The organism is Exiguobacterium sp. KKT215 (assembly GCF_055635335.1).
On the sequence record NZ_CM145756.1, the window covers coordinates 2,375,311 to 2,391,832 of the forward strand.

The following is a 16,522-nucleotide window of genomic DNA, read 5'->3' on the forward strand; positions in this document are numbered from 1 at the left end:
TCGAACGGTTCCCTTCACTTTCCCGAGCATTTGACGGCCAGTTCTGCCGTGAAGTCATGATACACTAAAGAATGAGAATTCCATTGGATTGAGGAGGCTTTTCTTACATGCCAGATACTCAAACACACATTAAACAACGAATCGAGCAAGCCCATAAACGGGCACGTGCTTGGCAACGGCCGGTCTTGGCCTCCTACACGTGGGAGATCCCTTCGTTCGATGCGTTTCATATCATTCAAAACACGGAAACGTCCCATTATTATTTTTCGACACCCGACCGCTCCCTCGAGATGCTCGGATGTGCCGATGCGCTCGTGTTGACGGCTTCTGGCCCGGAACGGTTCCAACGGTTGCAATATGATTGGAGCCTGCACCGCCGGGACGTCGACGCGGTCATTTATGCGTTCTCGGGCTTCTCGTTCGACACGTTCATCCGCCCCCAGAAAAATATGTGGGAAGCGTTCGGCGAAGCGTCATTGGTCGTGCCTAAATTTTTATATCGCCGTTCGGGTGACAAACACACGTTGACCGTCTCGACGCTCGTGTCGGCGAAACGTTCGGTCGAACAATATTTGATTCAACTGGCCGATCAGCTCGCCCAGTTCAACGCGTTGCACGCTCCCGACGAGCAGGCACCGACCTACTCTCAAGTGAAAGATGGCGTCGACCACTTCAAGTCGAGCTTCCAACAAGCCAAATTGAACATCTCGGAAGAACGTGTCGAGAAAATCGTCATCGCCCGTGAAGAGATTTATCAAACATCAGAAGAGCCGTTCCCGTTCGCGACGACGTTACGCCATTTGTCAGAACATCAAACGGGCAGTTACGTCTTCTTATATCAACCAAAGCGAGAAATCGGCTTTTTCGGGGCGACCCCGGAGCGCCTCGTCAAAAAACAAGGACCGTACATCGAAACGGCAGCCATCGCCGGAACGATTAAACGACCGGACACAGAAATCGAGGCGGATGTAGCCAAACAGACGCTGTTGCACGATGCGAAGAATTTAGATGAGCATCAAATTGTCGTGAAGGACATTAAAAACGCCCTCACTCCATACGCGGCTACTATCAAGGCACCCGAAACGCCGCGTATATTAGAAAATCGCTCGGTGTTCCATCTGCATACACCCATTCAAGCGACGCTCGATACGAACGCGTCATTGCTGTCCATCATCGAGTCGCTCCACCCGACCCCCGCGCTCGGCGGTTCACCGAAACGGACGTCTGTCCGCTTATTGCGTGAGATTGAGCGCTTCGACCGCGGTTGGTACGGTTCGCCGTTCGGCTGGTTGAATACGGAAGGAGAAGGCGAATTCGTCGTCTCAATCCGATCCGCCCTCGTGCATCACCAATTCGTGGCGCTATACGCAGGCTGTGGAATCGTCCAAGAGTCTGAGCTCGAAGCGGAACTCGCCGAGACGGAAATCAAGCTCAGTCCAATCAAGCAAGCACTCGGGTTGGACAAAGTAAGCGCAGGAGGCAATCAAGCATGAATGAAACGTTAACGGATTGGGTCGCCCAGATGATGAACCGGCTCGTCGAACAAGGCGTCGAGGATATCGTCATCAGTCCCGGTTCGCGCTCGACCCCGCTGGCCATGGCCGCTTATCTTCATCAGAGCGTCCGTCATCATATCATCGTCGATGAACGTTCGGCCGCCTTCTTCGCTCTCGGCTTGACCCGCTCGACCTCATCGTTGCGACCGGTCGCGCTCATCTGCACGAGTGGCACCGCTGCGACCAACTACTTTTCCGCGGTGGCCGAGGCAAACATCTCGCAGTTGCCGCTCATCGTATTGACGACAGACCGTCCGCATGAACTACGGAACGTCGGCGCTCCTCAAGCAATCGATCAAGTCCGGCTGTACGGCGAGCACGTCAAAGCGAGCATCGACCTCCCTGTTCCTGAAGCTGCCAGCCAGCGCTACATGGAACAAGCGGTGACACGGCTCGTTCGAACGAGCATGCACGCGCCGTTCGGACCAGTCCACGTGAACATCCCGTTCCGCGAGCCGTTATTGCCGGACATCGAACGCTTAACGTCACTGCTTGAAGGGGACACCGAATTGTCTGAACCGACCTATCTCAAACCGACAACAAGTGACGTCAACCGCTTCAAACGAGACATCGATGTTGACCGTCTCGCCTTCCTCGTCGGTCCCGGGACACCGGCGTCATGGCTTGAGCCGATTTATAAAGCGGCGCGAACGTATCATATCCCAATTTTCGCCGACCCGTTGAGCGGGATGCGCCGATTTGATCACGTGCTGACGAACTACGACACATGGCTCGCGAGCGAGCATCGGACGGAATGGACGCCTGACACGGTCGTCCGCTTCGGCGCCGCTCCTGTCTCGAAACGATTGAACCAGTGGCTCCAGGACGTCCCGTGCGTCTTGATTGAGCAACCGGGCTCGTTCCGCGACCCGTCAAATCATGCTACGGTCGTGTACGGAGATGCGATTGATTATGTAGCCGCCATCAACAAAAACTATGACGTCGACTTATTCGATCGGTTCGCGTTGTTCGAACAGATCACCGAATCCGCGAAACCTGCTTTGAGCGGAGAAAGTGCATTGACGCGTCATTTGCTAGCGTCACGTCTCGAACGCATCTTCGTTAGCAATAGCATGCCGATTCGTGATATCGATACGACACTTTCAGCCGGTCAGTCGATTGACGTCGTCGCCAACCGCGGGGCGAATGGGATTGACGGCATCATCTCGAGCGCGCTCGGTGCCTGTCACGATACGGACAAGGCTGCCCTGTTAATTGGCGACTTGGCGTTTTATCATGACAGCAACGCGCTCCAACTCGTCAAATCGCACCCAGGTACGTTCTCCATCGTCGTCGTCAACAACGACGGGGGCGGCATCTTCTCCTTCTTGCCACAAGCTTCGATTGCACCGCAAATGTTCGAGGACTTGTTCGGGACGCCGCTGCAGTTGAATCTACGTGGATTCGCTGACACGTACGGGCTCAGCTATCAACGGCTCGAGCAGCCTGAAGACGTCACGGCCGCCATCGAGGCGGGCGTCCAACTCATCGAGTTTCCATCCGACCGTACGACGAACGTGGCGGAGCACCGTCGTTGGACTGCTTCGCTCACGGACCGCTTGGCGACGGGGAATGAGTCGTGATGCGTCCGCTGCGAGGCGTCTCGTACGAGGTGCTCGAACGCGGCAACGGCCGGCCGGTCTTGCTGTTGCACGGCTTCACAGGAAACGCGGGATGGCTTTCCCGCTTCCCGGAACTACCCGTCCGACTTGTCGCCCCGACACTGTTGCAACATGGTGAAACGGGCCATCAGCCGGTCGAGCGTGCCAAGATGAGTCAACAGGTAAAAGACTTGTCGGCGCTACTCGATACGGACGAAAGTCCGTGGACGGTCGTCGGTTACTCGCTCGGCGGACGTGTCGGCATGACACTCGCCGCCTATGATGATCGGGTCACCCATTTCATTGGCATTAGCACGACGCCCGGACTCAGTGCGGCCGAACGTCGACAACGCCGGCTTCAAGACGAAAAGCTCGCCGAATTCATCGAGCAAGCAGGACTTGAGGCGTTCGTCGACCGTTGGGAACAGCTTCCGCTCTGGCATCAGACTGATGAGATGCGTGCCGCACTCCGTCCTGAGCGGTTGGCCCAACGTCCAGCCGCACTCGCGGACAGCCTCCGCGCTATCGGGACGGGCAGCATGCCGTCGCTCTGGCCACTACTCGACCGTTTACCTCGCACCGATTTGATCGTCGGGGAACACGATGTGAAGTTTCAACAGATTGCTAGGAACATGCAGTTGATTCGTCCCGATATTGAAATTCATGAAATTTCGGACGCATCTCATGCTCCACATGTCGAGAATGCCCAACAATTTGGTACAATGATAGAGAAATTGATTTTAGGGGGAATTTAAATGGAATCAGTAGCAAACTGGACATCGGTCCGCACGTACGAAGATATCAAGTACGAGAAGTGGAATGGCATCGCCAAAATCACCATCAACCGCCCGGAAGTACGGAACGCGTTCCGTCCACTCACGGTAAACGAGCTCATCGACGCGTTCGCACGCGCCCGTGACGATAAAGAAGTCGGTGCCATCATCTTGACTGGTGAAGGCGATCAAGCCTTCTGCTCAGGCGGCGACCAAAAAGTACGAGGCCACGGCGGCTACGTCGGTGACGACGAGATTCCACGCTTGAACGTCCTCGACCTTCAACGCTTGATTCGCGTCATCCCGAAACCAGTTATCGCCATGGTAGCCGGTTATGCGATCGGTGGCGGACACGTCTTGCACGTCGTCTGTGACTTGACGATTGCAGCCGATAACGCCCGTTTCGGTCAAACTGGACCAAAAGTGGGCTCGTTCGATGCCGGTTACGGTTCAGGTTACTTGGCTCGCATCATCGGCCACAAGAAAGCACGCGAAATCTGGTACCTCTGCCGTCAATACGACGCACAGCAAGCGCTTGACATGGGACTCGTCAACACGGTCGTCCCACTCGAGCAACTTGAAGCCGAGACGATCCAATGGTGCCAAGAGATCTTGCAACACTCTCCGACGGCACTTCGCTTCTTGAAGGCAGCGATGAACGCCGACACGGACGGACTTGCAGGACTTCAACAGCTTGCCGGCGACGCGACGCTTCTCTACTACACGACAGACGAAGCGAAAGAAGGACGCGACGCTTTCAAAGAAAAACGCGACCCAGACTTCGGTCAGTTCCCGCGTTTCCCGTAAATCGACAAAGAGTAGCGACTTCGCTACTCTTTTTTTGGAGGTCCTGATGATGAATCGTTATGTGACACAATATCGACGTGACGCCATGGCACTCGTCACCGCGTCCGTCAGTTTGACCTGGGCCGAGTTAAGCACGGAAAGTGCCCGTTTGGCCCACTTCCTGGAACGAGTCGCACCCGAAGCCCGCCATATTGGATTACGCGCCGCGAACAGCGCTGATTATGTCATCGCTGTCCACGCCATCCAGTTACTCGGAAAAGTGCTCGTTCCGCTCAACACACGGTTGACGATGAGCGAACTGGCAGGACAAATCGAGACGGCCGATATCGATGTATTGCTCGTCGATGAACCGATTGACCTGTCAATCACCCAATTCGAGTTGACGTCACGAGATGAGGCGTCACTCGCCACATCGCACGAATGGGCAGACGATGAAGTCATGTCGCTCATGTTCACCTCAGGCACGACCGGGCGGGCCAAGGCCGTAAAGCAGACGTTCGGCAATCACATCGCGAGCGCCGACGCTGCCAAGACGCGCCTCGGATATGGGACGCGTGACCGGATGCTCATCGTCACGCCACTCTTCCATATGAGCGGACTCGCCCAAGTGTATCGGAGCGCCCGTTTCGGTTCGACATTATACGTCGAACCGAAGTTCGATGTCGTCCGGACACTCGAGTTGATTGAGACGGCAAGAATCACCCACATCTCGCTTGTCGCCGTCATGCTTCAGCGTCTCCTCGACGCAGGTCTTTCCCGCCATCAGCTACGACTTCTGCTCGTCGGCGGTGGTCCCGTACCGCGCCCGTTGCTCGAAGAAGCCGAGCGGCGGCAGTTACCGGTCGCCCAGACGTACGGAATGACGGAGACGTGTTCGCAAGTCGCGACGCTCTTGCCATCTGAGGCGCTCGCCCACATCGGTTCGAGTGGTCAAGCAATCGCGCCGACCCAACTCCGCATCAATGCGGATGGGGAGATTGAAGTGAACGGACCGACGGTGACCCTTGGTTACTATAAACAGCCAGAGGCCGACGCCTGGACGCCCGACGGCTATTGGCAGACCGGTGACCTCGGCACAATCAAGGACGGTTACTTGTACGTCCATGACCGTCGCAGTGACTTGATTATCTCTGGCGGCGAGAACATTTATCCGGCCGAAATCGAGAGCGTGTTATTGCGTTGCCCGGGCATTCAAGACGTAGGGGTCGTCGGTCGTCCCGACCCGACTTGGGGAGCGATACCTGTCGCCTTCACGGTCGGTACGTTCGATTTCGATGAGGCAATTCAGCTGTTGCACGACAATCTGGCGTCTTATAAACATCCGAAAGCATGGATTGCCGTCGACGAGTTGCCTCGTAACGCCAACGGTAAATTGATGCGTCATCGCTTAAAGGAGGCTGACCATGATTCGTCGCGCTGAACTGTATATCGTCCCCCTCACGTTCAAACATCCGATTGTCACCGCCCACGCCGTGTTGACGACGAGACGGACGGTCATTCTCCGTCTGGAGACGGTCGACGGCGTTGTCGGCTACGGGGAAGGTGTCGCGTTCGAGACGCCATGGTATACGGCTGAGACCGTCCGCTCCGTCATCGATACGTCCGCTTTAATTATCCAACTGTTGAAAGGGAGGACGTTGTCCGCCGCCTCGTTCGGTACCCATGTCAGCTCCATCATCGGCCACCCGATGGCGAAAGCGATGTGGGAGAGCGCTCTATGGGAGGTGGAAGCGGCCCGAGCGAATCAGACATTAAAACAATACGTCCAAGCCGGCGACACCGTGGCCTGTGGCCGGACCATCGGCATCGGTCTGCTCAGTCAAACATTGAACGCCATCGAGTCTGCGCTCGCGTCCGGATTCGACCGGATCAAGTTAAAAGCGTCCCCGCATGAACTACTCCCTGCGCTCAGCGAGATTCGGAACAATTTTCCGGACGCCCCGCTCATGATTGATTTGAACGGAAGTGGCTCCGAGCAACCGCTTGACTGGTTCGAGGCATTAGATACCTACCGTCTCTTGATGATCGAGCAGCCTTATCCGAGCACACATTGGGTCGAGACAGCAGACTTGCAGGCACGGCTCACCACACCGATTTGTCTCGATGAATCGATTAGCTCGGCTCAAGACGTGGCGACGATGCATCGACTTCGAGCCGGTCGCATCGTCAATATCAAACCGGCCCGCGTAGGCGGCTGGAGCGAGGCACTCGCGATTCGCGATAGCGGCACCCCCTACTGGGTTGGTGGTATGTATGAGTCCTCCATCGGCCGTTATCACACGCTCTTATTCGCCTCAATGAGCGGAGCCGCCTACCCGGCCGATATGGCCGGGACGAGCGCTTACTTCGAGACCGATTTGCTCGATACCCCGCTCGAGGTCGAGAACGGACAGTTGATGCTTCCCAATCAAGTCGCACCGGATTGGACGACAATCGAGCAACTGAGCGAACAGACGATTCGACTCCTGTAAAAACTCCGCAAAAAAGGCGGCAGACCTCGCGTCTGCCGCCTTTTCATCGTTAACGGAACGTGCCCGTCAACACTTCATAGCCGTCTTTCGTGACGACGACCGTGTGCTCGAATTGAGAGACGAGGCTGTTGTTCGGGGTGAACAATGACCAGCCGTCTTCTTCCGATTGATAGACGATTTCGTCTTGCGTCGAGATGAACGTCTCGACGGCAATGACTTGACCTTCTTTCAAGATGTCGTTTTCTTCACGACTATAGTAGTTCGAGATCGTCTCCGGCTCCCCGTGAAGGGTGCGCCCAAGACCATGGCCCGCTAAGTTGCGGATGACCGTGAAGCCGTTCTTCCGGGCATCGGCATAAATCGCCTTGCCGATTTGGTTGACCTTGACGCCCGCCTTCACTTTACTGAGACCTGCTTCGAGCGAGGTCAATGATACTTCGACCAAACGCTCGTGTTTAGCCGATTTCGGCGTGCCCGCGATGACCGTACGCCCAGTGTCGGCATAGTAGCCATCCTTCACGGCCGATACATCGACGTTGACCACGTCCCCGTCTTGGATGACAAGGTCGCCCGGAATCCCGTGGGCTGCGACTTCATTGATGGAGATGCACGTGTAGCCTGGGAACTCATACATCGTAATCGGGGCCGAGGCGGCCCCTTCCGCTTCCAAAATACGTTGTCCAATCTCATCCAACTGTTTCGTCGTCATGCCCGGTTTGACCGCTTTCGCCATCTCGTCGCGCGCCAAGGCGACAATCCGTCCAATCTCACGCAATGCATCGTAATCATAATCTAACATCGTTTTCCCTCTCAATCTAATAGTCGATTTTGATATAAGAACTCTTCTGATAAATCCGCAAACAAGAACATGCCATCCGGTAACGGATAACTGAACGTCCGTGTCACTTCGTTCGAGCTGAAGTCACGATAATCCTCGGACAAGTAGCCTCGTCCGCGCACGTCCATCGCCGCCATCGTGCGAATGAAGTACGGCCGGAAACTCCAGTTATAGCCGCGATACGTATTGTCGACCGTCCAATTCGACTGCGCCTGATAGACGTTCGCGCTCGTCTGGAACCCGGTTTGGTCCGTCAAATAGTAGCGGACGAACGTTCCTTCGAGTTTCGGCGCAATATGGAGCAACCATTCATCTTTTTTATCGCGCGACCACTTCCCGCTTTGGACGAGGTCGTGAATTTGTTTATGGAGTTCGAACTCAAGCTCATACAATCGCTTGATCCGCTCTTGATCGTGCAAGAAGAATGACGGCACTTCTTGTGTCAAGACGCTCATGCCTTTCGCTTCGCGCGGCGGTGTCGCATCACCTTGACCCAGGAGTCCACCCATATAATAACGTCCGCCATGACGCCACGCATAACGCAGCTGCCCGAGGTGATCAATTGATTTGTACAAGAGCGGAGCCCCGAGACGGGAAGCGATATATTCCATCGTCTGAAGCATTTGCGGATACGTGACCGATAACGTCTTCTTCTCGACCATCGTCGCCAAATCGACGAGTAGCATCTCAGGCGCCACCGTCATGATATCTTCAATGCTTGTCGACTCAGCGAAGTCGAGCGCGACTTTGACACCGGACGAACGATAATATTGGACGACTCGTGACAAACGTGACACGTCGACGAGGTCAGTCCCTTGAAGTGTCACGTAAATGCGATGGAGCGGGAAGTTCAACTCCCGCAGCGGGGCCAAAAACGCCTCGCCGCCTTGATCGAGAATCCATTCCGACCGACATCGGAACGTGACGAATTGCGTTTCGTCCCGCAACTGTTCGGCCGCAAGACGCTCCATTCGTTTAGCGATATCGAGCTGGTACTCAAGCGGAACGTCATCGTCATAAAAGAAAGGCGTGAGCGACTCGCCCCTGAACTGCCCATGCACCATATACCCCTCTACTTGAAAGGTAGCAGCCCCGAGAATCGGTTCAAATGTCACTTCGACTTCCTCTGGGTTCATCATCACATCCACTGCATCCACCTTGATCACCTCGTCTTTTTTTCTAAACACGAAAGCGAGCTGGGCTCAGCTCGCTCGTGTATGCACATACATATAGGCACCGAAACAAGCAATGAAATATACGATACTCATCACACCGTACCCGATTCCCATCTTCCCACCGACGCCGATGGCCATCACCAGCCAAATCATGGCGCCGAACAGGAGCGTGGCGACCGGGATATATCGGAAATTCGGACGCTCGGTCCGCGTTATAATCGGTTTCAAAGCCAGGACGCACGCCAATAGTATGACGAGACCAAAACCTAGTTCAATCATCCGTTGACACCTCATTTTTCTGTCTCTACTCGTTTAGTGTAGCATGACACCAAAAAAAAAACCGCAAATCCACTTAGGGAGATGCGGTTTTGGGTTATTGATTAGTCACGCGGACGGCGTGGGCCACGGTCGTCTGAACGACGACGGTCTTCTCCACCCGTGCGTTTGCCACGGTATCCACCGCCGCCACCGCTGCGTCCACCACGGTCACCGCCGCCACGACGTTCGCCGCCGCCACTGCGATTTCCACGGTATCCACCACGGTCGTTGCGTCCACCTTGACGTTTGACGCGAACTGGTTCTGCATACGAGATTTCAACCGGAGTTGAATCTGGCTCTTTCGTCAATCCACGAAGTGCCGCTGCGAGAAGCTCGACTGCTTCGTACTCTTCAAGAAGCTCAGTCGCAAGTTGCGTGTAAGCTTTGAAGTCGCCCGCTTGTACACGTTCGATCAAATCTTCAGCCGATTGCTTTTGGTTGCCCTCAAGCACTTCTGCGATTGTCGGAACGTGACGACGGTTCATCTTCTTGTTTGTTACGCGTTCGATTGCTTTGACTTGACCGAATTCACGTGGCGTGATGAACGTAAGAGCTGTACCTGTTTTACCAGCACGGCCTGTACGTCCGATACGGTGCACGTAGCTTTCCGGGTCTTGTGGGACGTCAAAGTTGTAAACGTGTGTAACGCCTGTGATATCAAGACCACGTGCCGCTACGTCTGTTGCGACCAAGATGTCAATCGTGCTGTTTTTGAAGCGACGAATGACTTGGTCACGTTTTGATTGCGTTAAGTCACCGTGAAGACCATCAGCCGTGTAACCACGTTTGATCAGTGCTTCTGTCACTTCGTCAACACGTTTCTTCGTACGAGCGAAGATGATGCTGAGTTCTGGTGAGTCGATGTCGATCAAACGGCAAAGCGTATCGAATTTTTGGCCTTCGCGCAATTCGAGGAATTGTTGGTTGATGTTCTCAACTGTCATTTCCTTCGCTTTGACTTTGATGATTGTCGGCGACTTCATGAAGCGCTCAGCAATCTTCTTGATTTGTGGTGGCATTGTTGCAGAGAAGAGAAGCGTTTGACGTTCAGCCGGAAGGCCTTTCAAAATCATCTCGATATCTTCAACGAAGCCCATGTTGAGCATTTCATCTGCCTCATCCAAGATCACTGTTTGGATCTCGTCGAGTTTGATCGTCTTGCGTTTCATGTGGTCCATGAGACGTCCAGGTGTCGCAACGACGATTTGTGGGTTCTTTTTCAAACCACGGATTTGGCGGTCGATTTGTTGGCCACCGTATACTGGAAGTGCGTAAACGCGCTTCGCTTCACCAATTTTGTTCAATTCTTCTGCAACTTGAATCGCAAGTTCACGTGTCGGTGCAAGAACAAGTGCTTGGACTTGACGTGCCTTTGTATCGATTCGCTCAATTGTCGGAATACCGAAAGCTGCTGTTTTCCCTGTACCTGTTTGCGCTTGACCTAATACGTCCACTCCTGTGAGTGCGACAGGAATTGTCTCAGCTTGGATCGGTGTAGCTTCTTCGAAGCCCATTTTGAGTACACCTTTTACTAATACTTCACTTAACTGTAAATCTTGGAATTTTGTCAAATTATATTCTCCTTTTTTCATACAAAAAACGTCTGAGGTTTAGTTCTACAGACGTTTTTACAATGTTTCCTCGTAGTCAACTCTTACTACTATAACGCATTTGTTTCTAAAATGAAAGAAATACATTCTAAAACTTTTTATAGCCACCTGGACATGAGTTATCTTATTTCAATTTATAGCCATTGTCGAGTTTTTCAACTTGCTTTTCTTTCAGCAGTTTCCCGAGCGCCCGTTTGAACGCTGCTTTACTCATCCCGAACTCACGATCAATCACATCCGGCGCCGTCTTGTCGCCGTAAGGCATTTGGCCGCCGCGCTCTTCAATGTAGGCACGGATACTTTCCGCATCCGGGTCGATCGCCTCATAGGCCCGAGGTTTCATTGAGACGAGGACCGTCCCGTCTTGCTTCACTTGTGTCACGCGCACCGTCAATTGCTCACCGAGGCGCGGCCAACGTGTCATCTCTGCTTCATGTAGGAAGCCAAGCGACTCGTTCTCGACCCAGACGTTCACACCGACGTCGCGTCGATTGACGACGATCGCCTGCACATCTTGGTTGCCCCACTCTTCTTTGGCGGGACGCGCCAATAAGTTCAAGTACGCGTAATGAGCCGGTTCGCCGAGGAGGCGGCTCTTTTGGTCGTACTTGAGACGAATGCATAGCTTGTCTCCTTCTTTCGGCCAATACGACCGGTTCTCAGGAAGATCATCTAATGAGACGAGTACATCTTTTTGAATCCCGATATTGACGAACACACCTGTGTTATACCGGACCCCTGTCACTTCATACCATTCATAGTCATCGAACGTGACACTAGGAATCGTCATCGTCGAAGCGAGACGTCCTTCCGAGTCGTGATAAAGGAAGACGCGTACCGTCTGTCCGACCGCAACTTCTTCTGTTTGTTCTTTTCGATGAAGGAGTACCTCTTCGCGACCGTTACCGATAAACACTCCAAAATCAGCTGAACGTTCCGCGACCAAGTCTACTACTTCTCCTGCACGTAATGCCATACAATCCACATCCTTTTTCATCTATTACTGTCAGTATACCTACCTACACACGTTCCTAATCATATCATGTTCGATTTCATTGCTCCGCTTAATTGTGTCTAAATTGTGAACGAGAGACGAAGACGCATATGACCGATTGGCGAGCATTCTAACGTCTTTATTTCAAATTTTGTGACAATTTTGTGAACGTGCATTTTCCATCTAGTATCCACATTTTGAAAACGTTATTATTAAGGAAGTGTTGTTTAACGAATTAGGTTTCAGCCATGGCCGAACGGGGGATAATAAATGTTTGATGTTCAATCTCGATCATTTGCGAAGCGCTTTATGAAAGGCTTATTGATTGCTTTCTTCGCGCTACTCGCTTCACTTAGCTTCATTTTCTCAAACGGAGTCGATACAAACGTATCTTCATCCGTCACGATGGTCCAAGAGTAAACGCCCTCTCCTGACAGAAGGCGTTTTTTTGTTTTGTTCCGACAAAAAAAGGGATTTTTTGTGCAGCTGTCGAACGAACATAACGTTCGGCTTTTACTATTGAATCATCTGGGAAGGGAGAGCCACTCATGCTATTTTATTTTCTCACCACGATTCTTTCGGTCGTCGGTTTGTCCGTCTCGCTCCAAACCGGTTTTTTCAAAGACCCGATCGGTACATTCCTGTTCGCCGTATTGCTCGCCATGGGCTTATCTTCATTTAAACAGTTAGTCGCACAAACGAACGTCTTATTGATTGAACGCCGCAACCAGAAAAAAATCAAACGCATCGTGGCACGTATGCATTCAAGTACACGTAAACGTTCTACATAACACTCGTCTTCACCCTCCACTTTTGTTATCCTATTGTAGACAGAGAGCAAAACGGACTCAACCCGTAGGAGGCACAAACACGTATGAATGAAATCCCTTTATCGAACGAATGGCTATTACGTTATTCACCTGTCATGGAGCTATGGCTGAAAGAAGACGGCATCTTGCTCGTCGACGATGACAACCGGATTCGACTCACCCTCGAAATCGGCACTGATCACGTCATGCAGTTCAAGAGCATCGATCAAGACGGGGCTTACTTTGCCGTGGACCCGGTGAATAAACGAATCACGTTCGAACTCGAGGAAGAAGAAGAGGAAAGCGAATCTCGCTTCTGGGAATAAGGATTCATGCCGAAGAGTCGGATTCTCGCTTAGAGAAGAAGACTCTTTCTTCGTGTCCAGACTAACAGTTGTACGATTGAAAGGAGAATGACTCATGATCCGCACCGCCATCTGGTTTATCACCTTTTTTGCTGTCTTACCGCTGACGCTTCCGTTCTATCCGAAAGCGAAACGGCTGACGCCGCCCGAACGTTACGCGTACGTTCAAACCGTCGCCTATACATGGGCAAGCTTTCTACTCCGGATTGCCGGCGCTCGCGTCCGCGTTCACGGCCAAGAGAACATTCCGAATGAACCGGTCGTCTACGTCGCGAACCACCAAGGGAACTTCGATGTCCCGATCATGATCACGGCGACAAAACATCCGAAAGCGTTCATCTCAAAAATCGAAGTTCAAAAGTTCCCAATCATCCCACGTTGGATGGAACTAATGGGTTGTATCTTCATCGACCGCAGCGACCGCCGCCAGTCGATTAAAGCCATCCGCTCCGGCGTCGAGACGATTCAATCCGGCCAATCGATTATCGTCTTCCCGGAAGGCACCCGCTCGAAAGGCGGGCCGATTAAAGAGTTTAAAGCCGGCAGCCTGACGCTCGCCACATCAAGTGGCGCCAAGATTGTCCCGGTTGCCATCAAAGGCAGTCATCATTTGCTCGAAACGAAAAATCGTATCACCCCTGGGACGGTCGACGTCACCTTTTTACCGGTCATCGATCCGGCCGACGTCCCGAACAAAGAAATTGCCGCGCTTGCGGAGACGATGATTCGCCGCGTTGTTGAAGGAGAAGAATCATGAGCTTATTAACGATTGAAGGTATCCACAAAGAATTTGCAGATAAAGTGTTATTCGATGACGTCACGATGACGATTCATCCAGGCAATCGCATCGGTGTGATTGGAGTCAACGGCTCCGGAAAATCGACGTTTTTAAAAATCGTCGCTGGCGTCGAGACGGCAGACCGCGGTTCGATGCAACATCCAAACGACTATCGGATTCGCTATTTGACGCAAACGGTCGATTTCGATCCGGGTCAAACGATTTTGGACGCCTTGTTCACGAGTGACACCCCATCCGTTCAAGCATTGAAGCAATATGAACTGGCCCGCCAAGCACTCGAGGCAAACCCGACGAGTGAACAGTGGTTGGGACGCTTCATGAAAGCCCAACAAGCAGTCGATGCAGCCGACGCTTGGGAGACAGAGGCCAAGTTGAAATCGATTTTGAATCGGCTCGGCCTTCCGGATGTGACGGCGGAAATCAGTTCGCTCTCCGGTGGACAGCAGAAACGGGTCGCTTTGGCCGCCGCCCTGCTCGATGAAGCCGACCTGTTGTTGCTCGATGAGCCGACAAACGAACTCGACGCCGATACGATTGCTTGGCTCGAGACGGTTCTGGCCGATTATCGAGGCGCCATCTTACTCATCACCCACGACCGCTATTTCTTGAATCGAGTCACGAACCACATTCTCGAGATCGCCGACGGGACAAGTTATTTTTATGACGGGAACTATGAGCTCTTCCTTGAAAAACGCGCCGAACGAAAAGCCCGGTCGCATTCGATGGAGCAGAAACGCCAAAACATCTTGCGCCGCGAGCTCGCCTGGTTGCGCCGAGGCGCCAAAGCCCGGACGACGAAACAGAAGGCGCGTATCCAACGCGTCGAAGATTTGAAACACCAAGAGACGCTCGCCGAGGATGAGGCGCTCGAAGTGTCCGTCGGATCACGTCGTCTCGGGAAAAAAGTGATTGAAGTCGAGAACTTATCATTCGGCTACGACGACAAGTTGCTCATCCAAGACTTCACGTGGTTGTTCGGACGACGTGAGCGGTACGGCATCGTCGGACCAAACGGTAGCGGGAAGACGACGCTCATGAACTTGCTCGCCCATCGCCTTCAACCGACGCAAGGAACGGTCGTCCATGGCGAGACGGTCCATCTCGGCTATTACGGGCAACAAGTCGAGTTTGAGGACACATCGCGCCGCGTCATCGATGAGATTGAACGCATCGCTCAAGTCATTTATACGCCGGACGGCGAGACGATCACGGCCAGTCAGATGCTCGAACGGTTCCTGTTCACCCCAGACGCGCAATACAAACCGATTGCCAAACTATCCGGTGGCGAGAAACGCCGCCTCGTCTTGCTCCGTATCTTGATGGACGAGCCGAACGTACTGTTTTTGGATGAACCGACGAACGACCTTGATACGGAGACACTGTCCGTCCTCGAGGACTACTTGGAGTCGTTCCCAGGTACGGTCATCGCCGTCAGTCACGATCGCTATTTCTTAGATCGGATTGCTGAGCAGCTCATCGCCTTCGAAGATGGGACAATCAACGTCTATCACGCCGAGTACAGTGATTATTTGGCCACACTCCAAGAACAGACGAAGCAACAAGTGAAGAAAGAATCGAAAGAGAAGAAAGAGCGCGTCAAAGTCGACGTCGTCAAATTCACTTTCAAAGAGCAGAAGGAATGGGAGACGATTGAGGAAGATATCGCTTCTCTCGAGTCCGAGATTGATGCAGCGGAGGCTCGGCTCGCTATAGCCGGAAGCGACCTCGGCAAAGTGAATGAACTGTACGCCGATATCGCCGCGTTGAAAGAAGCACTCGATGCGAAGATGGAGCGTTGGGAATATTTATCGGAGATTGATGAACAAATTCAAGCACAGAAGAAATGAAAACAAGGATCACGCGTCGGCGTGATCCTTGTTTGTCGTATAGCCATATACATGCACATCGTGCGCGCGGTCGCCTTGTCGCATATAGTGACGGAGCGTCCCTTCCCGCGAGAAGCCGTTCTTTTCGAGCATTTGTTGCGACGCGACGTTCTCGGTGAAGACGATGGCCCCGACCCGTTCCATCTCGCCTGTCTGCGCGGCATAGCTTAACGCGGCCTGGAGTGCTTCGGTCGCATATCCGTGACGCCAATAGTTCGGGTGAATTTCATAGCCGACTTCGGCACGTCGATGTCGCGGCGCTCGGTTATGGAATCCAATCGTTCCAATCAAGTCAGACGACTCTTTCGTCACGATGCCCCAGCGCATCACCGCACCGGATTCAATCCCTTCGAGCATACCGGCTAGCATCTGTTGCGTCTCCACGATGGACGTGTGAGGTTCCATTCCGTAGTAGCGCAAGACGTTTGGGTCTGAAAAGATGGTAAACAGCCGTTCAGCGTCGGTCACGTCGAGTTGTCGTAATCGGAGCCGTTCCGTTTCAATCGTTGGAAGCATCCCG

The 16,522-nt window shown here is 53.1% G+C and carries 17 protein-coding genes; 11 read left to right on the forward strand and 6 right to left on the reverse strand.

From position 1 onward, the window contains the following. Positions 1 to 107 precede the first annotated feature (107 nt). Genes ACZ2GZ_RS12375 through menC form a run of 6 tightly spaced genes read left to right on the forward strand, consistent with a single transcriptional unit; the run spans position 108 to position 7,208 of the window. On the forward strand, positions 108 to 1,493 hold the full coding sequence (locus ACZ2GZ_RS12375) for an isochorismate synthase (protein WP_058765741.1): 1,386 nt from the start codon (positions 108 to 110) through the stop codon (positions 1,491 to 1,493). Next, positions 1,490 to 3,139 (forward strand): 2-succinyl-5-enolpyruvyl-6-hydroxy-3-cyclohexene-1-carboxylic-acid synthase, encoded by a 1,650-nt coding sequence (gene menD / locus ACZ2GZ_RS12380; RefSeq protein ID WP_214715468.1) that lies wholly within the window; start codon positions 1,490 to 1,492, stop codon positions 3,137 to 3,139. Before ACZ2GZ_RS12375 ends, menD begins: the two co-directional genes overlap by 4 nt. Continuing rightward, a complete protein-coding gene (locus ACZ2GZ_RS12385) occupies positions 3,139 to 3,912 on the forward strand; it encodes an alpha/beta fold hydrolase (protein WP_214715632.1) in 774 nt (257 codons plus the stop codon). Before menD ends, ACZ2GZ_RS12385 begins: the two co-directional genes overlap by 1 nt. Continuing rightward, positions 3,913 to 4,737 carry a 1,4-dihydroxy-2-naphthoyl-CoA synthase gene (gene menB, locus ACZ2GZ_RS12390; protein WP_021067784.1) on the forward strand — a complete coding sequence of 275 codons (825 nt, stop codon included), beginning with the start codon at positions 3,913 to 3,915 and terminating at the stop codon, positions 4,735 to 4,737. Between the two features lie 49 nt (positions 4,738 to 4,786). Beyond that, positions 4,787 to 6,157, forward strand: a complete 1,371-nt coding sequence (gene menE / locus ACZ2GZ_RS12395; RefSeq protein WP_470295299.1) for an o-succinylbenzoate--CoA ligase — start codon at positions 4,787 to 4,789, stop codon at positions 6,155 to 6,157. After that, positions 6,141 to 7,208, forward strand: coding sequence for an o-succinylbenzoate synthase (menC, locus tag ACZ2GZ_RS12400; RefSeq protein WP_214715471.1), 1,068 nt, complete (start codon positions 6,141 to 6,143; stop codon positions 7,206 to 7,208). Before menE ends, menC begins: the two co-directional genes overlap by 17 nt. Positions 7,209 to 7,257: 49 nt before the next feature. On the opposite strand, the gene map is transcribed toward menC, so the two are convergent. The 5 genes from map to ACZ2GZ_RS12425 form a co-directional block, all read right to left on the reverse strand. Further along, the gene (map, locus tag ACZ2GZ_RS12405) at positions 7,258 to 8,007 is read right to left on the reverse strand and encodes a type I methionyl aminopeptidase (RefSeq protein WP_021067787.1); all 750 of its coding nucleotides are present in this window, start codon (positions 8,005 to 8,007) and stop codon (positions 7,258 to 7,260) included. Positions 8,008 to 8,018: 11 nt separating this feature from the next. After that, the gene (locus tag ACZ2GZ_RS12410) at positions 8,019 to 9,203 is read right to left on the reverse strand and encodes an EAL-associated domain-containing protein (RefSeq protein ID WP_029596040.1); all 1,185 of its coding nucleotides are present in this window, start codon (positions 9,201 to 9,203) and stop codon (positions 8,019 to 8,021) included. 45 nt (positions 9,204 to 9,248) lie between these two features. Beyond that, entirely contained in the window at positions 9,249 to 9,500 is a 252-nt protein-coding gene (locus tag ACZ2GZ_RS12415) for a hypothetical protein (protein ID WP_021067789.1), read from the reverse strand. Positions 9,501 to 9,601: 101 nt separating this feature from the next. Further along, positions 9,602 to 11,110 (reverse strand): degradosome RNA helicase CshA, encoded by a 1,509-nt coding sequence (gene cshA / locus ACZ2GZ_RS12420; protein WP_087576473.1) that lies wholly within the window; start codon positions 11,108 to 11,110, stop codon positions 9,602 to 9,604. A 163-nt stretch (positions 11,111 to 11,273) separates the two neighbouring features. After that, positions 11,274 to 12,125 carry a CvfB family protein gene (locus tag ACZ2GZ_RS12425; RefSeq protein ID WP_029596042.1) on the reverse strand — a complete coding sequence of 284 codons (852 nt, stop codon included), beginning with the start codon at positions 12,123 to 12,125 and terminating at the stop codon, positions 11,274 to 11,276. Positions 12,126 to 12,413: 288 nt separating this feature from the next. Here ACZ2GZ_RS12425 and ACZ2GZ_RS12430 point away from each other — a divergent pair, with 288 nt between their 5' ends. From ACZ2GZ_RS12430 to ACZ2GZ_RS12450, 5 genes are all read left to right on the forward strand, one after another. Then, positions 12,414 to 12,563 (forward strand): hypothetical protein, encoded by a 150-nt coding sequence (locus ACZ2GZ_RS12430; protein ID WP_021067792.1) that lies wholly within the window; start codon positions 12,414 to 12,416, stop codon positions 12,561 to 12,563. A gap of 128 nt (positions 12,564 to 12,691) precedes the next feature. Further along, a complete protein-coding gene (locus ACZ2GZ_RS12435; RefSeq protein ID WP_021067793.1) occupies positions 12,692 to 12,934 on the forward strand; it encodes a hypothetical protein in 243 nt (80 codons plus the stop codon). An 83-nt stretch (positions 12,935 to 13,017) separates the two neighbouring features. Further along, complete coding sequence (locus tag ACZ2GZ_RS12440; RefSeq protein WP_029596043.1) at positions 13,018 to 13,278, forward strand: hypothetical protein; 261 nt, start codon at positions 13,018 to 13,020, stop codon at positions 13,276 to 13,278. A gap of 94 nt (positions 13,279 to 13,372) precedes the next feature. Next, positions 13,373 to 14,074, forward strand: coding sequence for a lysophospholipid acyltransferase family protein (locus ACZ2GZ_RS12445; protein ID WP_021067795.1), 702 nt, complete (start codon positions 13,373 to 13,375; stop codon positions 14,072 to 14,074). Then, positions 14,071 to 15,963, forward strand: coding sequence for an ABC-F family ATP-binding cassette domain-containing protein (locus ACZ2GZ_RS12450; RefSeq protein WP_214715473.1), 1,893 nt, complete (start codon positions 14,071 to 14,073; stop codon positions 15,961 to 15,963). The genes ACZ2GZ_RS12445 and ACZ2GZ_RS12450 overlap by 4 nt, the downstream gene beginning before the upstream one ends. A gap of 9 nt (positions 15,964 to 15,972) precedes the next feature. Here ACZ2GZ_RS12450 and ACZ2GZ_RS12455 read toward each other — a convergent pair whose 3' ends face one another. Further along, positions 15,973 to 16,518: a GNAT family N-acetyltransferase gene (locus tag ACZ2GZ_RS12455; RefSeq protein WP_021067797.1), complete on the reverse strand. Its 546-nt coding sequence runs from the start codon at positions 16,516 to 16,518 to the stop codon at positions 15,973 to 15,975. Between the last annotated feature and the right edge of the window lie 4 nt (positions 16,519 to 16,522).